This is a genomic window from Hyphomonas sp. (assembly GCF_040882205.1).
Lineage (GTDB): Bacteria > Pseudomonadota > Alphaproteobacteria > Caulobacterales > Hyphomonadaceae > Hyphomonas.
The window spans coordinates 1-3,386 of sequence record NZ_JBBEBT010000206.1 but is presented as its reverse complement, the minus strand read 5'-3'; the positions used below and the strand labels follow the sequence as shown (position 1 = coordinate 3,386).

The 3,386-nt window shown below is 64.1% G+C and carries 5 protein-coding genes; all 5 read left to right on the top strand.

Annotation, left to right across the window (positions count from 1 at the left end):
- Nucleotides 1-59 precede the first annotated feature (59 nt).
- Nucleotides 60-533 (top strand): divergent polysaccharide deacetylase family protein, encoded by a 474-nt coding sequence (locus WEA77_RS08645; protein WP_368067468.1) that lies wholly within the window; start codon nucleotides 60-62, stop codon nucleotides 531-533.
- Nucleotides 530-1,045 carry an RNA pyrophosphohydrolase gene (locus WEA77_RS08640; RefSeq protein ID WP_368067467.1) on the top strand — a complete coding sequence of 172 codons (516 nt, stop codon included), beginning with the start codon at nucleotides 530-532 and terminating at the stop codon, nucleotides 1,043-1,045. The genes WEA77_RS08645 and WEA77_RS08640 overlap by 4 nt, the downstream gene beginning before the upstream one ends.
- Nucleotides 1,046-1,057: 12 nt before the next feature.
- Nucleotides 1,058-1,816: an alpha/beta hydrolase gene (locus WEA77_RS08635; protein WP_368067465.1), complete on the top strand. Its 759-nt coding sequence runs from the start codon at nucleotides 1,058-1,060 to the stop codon at nucleotides 1,814-1,816.
- Entirely contained in the window at nucleotides 1,813-2,742 is a 930-nt protein-coding gene (locus tag WEA77_RS08630) for an aminotransferase class IV (protein WP_368067464.1), read from the top strand. Before WEA77_RS08635 ends, WEA77_RS08630 begins: the two co-directional genes overlap by 4 nt.
- Nucleotides 2,739-3,386, top strand: a 648-nt coding sequence (locus WEA77_RS08625; protein WP_368067463.1) for an HAD family hydrolase, incomplete at its 3' end; no start/stop codon positions are given. The genes WEA77_RS08630 and WEA77_RS08625, both read left to right, overlap by 4 nt.

Genomic DNA, 3,386 nt, shown 5'->3' with positions numbered 1-3,386 from the left:
ACGGGCGCATGAAGATGAATCCATACAGGTTTACCTCGGGCGCTTAAGCAAAGACGAACATTGCGCGCCTCGAGACGACCCTGGCGCGCACCAGCGGCTATTTCGGCATCGTAAATTATCAAGGTGCCAAGTTTGCAGCGGATAAGGCTTCGGCCAGCCCCGTGCTCGCCCGCCTCAGTGATAAAGGTCTCGCCTTCATTGATGATGGCAGCTTCGATCGCTCGGTCCTGTCCAGCATCGCCCGGGAGGCGGGCCTGCGCTATGCAAGGGCCTATGGGCCGATCGATAACCGCCAGACGCCGGCGGATATCAGCGCGGCCCTGATGGACCTTGAAGCGGAAGCCCTCGAGAAAGGTGCGGCCTTCGGGTCCGGCTATGCTTTCCCGGTTACGGTCGAAGCCGCAAAGGTCTGGATCTCGCAGCTGGAAGAGAAGGGCCTCTTGCTCGCCCCGGTTTCGGCCATCACCAATGCGCGCCCGCTCGAGGTGCGCACTGGCAGCCTTGATATGTCTGGGCTAAATACTGGTGGGTGACCCAGCCCAAGTTCGATTCAAGCCTGTATCGTCCGAATGTCGGCCTCGCCCTGTTTTCCAAGGCGGGACACGTCTTCATCGGCCGCCGTGTGAATGGCCGCGGGCCGTTCCAATGGCAGATGCCGCAGGGCGGCATCGATGACGGCGAAAGCGCCGTGAAGGGCGCCTTGCGCGAGCTCGAGGAAGAAATCGGCGTGCCGGCCAAGCTGGTCGATGTGCTCGAGGAAACGCCGGACTGGCTGCACTACGAGTTTCCGCCCGACCTGAAGAAGCGCTTGCCGGGGCCTTATCACGGCCAGAAGCAGAAATGGTTTGCCCTGCGGTTCAAGGGCTCGGACAGCGATGTGCGCCTCGACCGGCATACGCCGGAATTCGATGCCTGGCGCTGGGCGCCGCTGGAAGAAACGCCGGACCTGATCGTGCCATTCAAGCGGCCGGTGTATCTGGAAGTGGCGGAGCGTTTCCGCCGATGGACCGAACCGGTGCTGCCGGGGCGTGTACCGCAGGGCTGACGGGGAGGGGACATGCCGACACTGCTGATGATCCATGGGGTCGGGTGCGATGCCAGCGCCTGGGATGCGATGAAGCCTGCCTTCCAGGCCGGTGGCTGGACCTGCGAGGCGATCACGCTGTTTCCGGACCAGCGCGTACGCGAGAACCCGCCAGCCAGCCTGCCGGACCTTGGCATCGCAGACTATATCGACGCATCAGCGGCGCAAGCGCGGCGGCTGGCCGCGCGGGACGGCGCAAAGCCGGCCGTGATCGGACATTCGATGGGCGGGTTGATCGCCCAAGTGCTCGCCGAAAGGGGCGAGGTGTCAAAGGCTGTGTTCCTGACGCCGGCGCAGACCAAGGACTGCGCCGTGATCGGACTTTCGGTGGCGTGGACCTTCTTCAACGTCATCACGAAACAGGACCGCACCCGGTCCTACAAGATATGGAAGACCGGGTTTAAATCCGGCGTCCTGAACCGCGTGCCGAAAAGCCGCCATGACGCGATCTATGCGGGCGCCCTGTTCGATTCGGGCAAAGTTTACGGTGATATCTCGGACGGCCTTTCGGTCGACGAGAGCAAGGTGGCGATCCCCACGCTGACGATTGCCGCCAGCCAGGACCGCGCGACGCTGCCGCAGGGTGTGCGCAAGGTCGCCGCGAAGTATGCGTGCAGCCCGGTCGCTGGCGATTTCATCGAGTATCCGGACCATGCCCACTGGATCGTGGATGAACCGGGTACGGACAAGGTCGCTGCCGATATTCTCGGCTGGCTGGCGCGCGCCGCATGACGGAAGAGGAAGTCCACGGAGTTCACGACTATGTTGCCGACCCGCGCAACGTCGATGTGCTCATTTCGGTGAACGGCGCGCTGAAGCGACGCGAGGAAGCGGTCGTTTCCGTGTTCGATTCCGGCTATCTGCTGGGCGACGGCGTGTGGGAAGGCCTGCGTATCCTGGACGGCGGGGTCGCCTTCTGGCCGGAGCATCTGAAACGGCTGTTCGCGGGCGCCAAGACGATCGACATGGACATCGGCTTGACGCGGGAAGAACTGACTGCGCGGCTGATGGATTGCCTGAAGGCCAATGGCATGCAGGACGGGGTGCACATCCGCCTGATGGTGACGCGGGGGATCAAGAAGACGCCCTATCAGGGGCCGCGCTTCACGATTGGCAAGGCGACCATCGTCATCATCCCGGAATACAAGACGCCGGTGCCGGACGTACAGGCGCGCGGGGTGAGCCTGTTCACGGTGCACGTGCGGCGCACGGGGCCGGCCGAGCAGGACCAGAAGCTCAATTCGCACTCCAAGCTCAACTGTATCATGGCCTGTATTCAGGCGGACAAGGCAGGCGCCGACGAGGCGCTGATGCTCGATCCGGCCGGATTCGTGGCGACGTGCAATTCGACGCATTTCTTCATCGTGCGGGACGGCGAAGTGTGGACGTCGCCGCCGGAATACTGCCTCGGCGGGATCACGCGCGGCAATATCCTGCGCGTCTGCCGGGAGGCGGGCATCCCGGCGGTCGAGAAGCGGTTTTCGCTGTTCGATGTCTACTCTGCCGACGAGGCTTTCATCACCGGGACGTTTGCGGGCGTCACCCCGGTGCGCGAAGTCGACGGCCGTGTGATCGAGCACCTGGATGGTCCGGTCTCGCAGCGCATTCGCGCGCTCTACAGGGCGCTGCAGGCGAAAAGCCTGACACCGATTGCATGAGCGCGCCGGTCCGGATCGCCATGTGGTCGGGTCCGCGCAACCTGTCGACCACGATGATGCGCAGCTTTGCAGCGCGCGCCGATACGGCGGTCGTCGACGAGCCCTTCTATGCAGCCTTCCTGCAGATCACCCGACTGGACCATCCGATGACGGAGGAAATCCTGGCCGCGCACGAGGCGGATCCCGGCAAGGTAATTGCGGCGATGACTGGCCCCGTGCCCGGCGGCAAGCGCCTCTTCTACCAGAAACACATGATCCACCACATGGTGGACGAAATTCCCATGGACTGGCTGGACCGGATCGAGCGGCACGTACTGCTGGTCCGCCATCCGGCGCGTGTCATCGCCTCGTACCAGCGAAAGATGGAGACGCTCAGCCTTGAGGCGCTGGGCATCCCGCAGCAGATGGACCTGTCGCGGCGTCTCGGGCCTGTGCCGGTGATCGATGCTGACCGCGTGCTTGAAGACCCGGAGAGAGTGCTTTCCCGCCTCTGCGCGGCCCTCGATATCGGGTTCGATCCGGCGATGCTGAACTGGCCAGCGGGTCCGCGCGCGGAAGACGGGGTCTGGGCACCGCACTGGTATGACGCTGTCTGGGCCTCTACGGGCTTCGGGGCGCCGGCCGGACCCTTGCCGGTGCTTTCA

Excerpts from the sequence above, each read along its gene's own strand:
- WEA77_RS08635 (WP_368067465.1), top strand. The coding sequence starts at position 1,058 with ATGCCGACACTGCTGATGATCCATGGGGTCGGGTGCGATGCCAGCGCC.
- WEA77_RS08630 (WP_368067464.1), top strand. The coding sequence starts at position 1,813 with ATGACGGAAGAGGAAGTCCACGGAGTTCACGACTATGTTGCCGACCCG.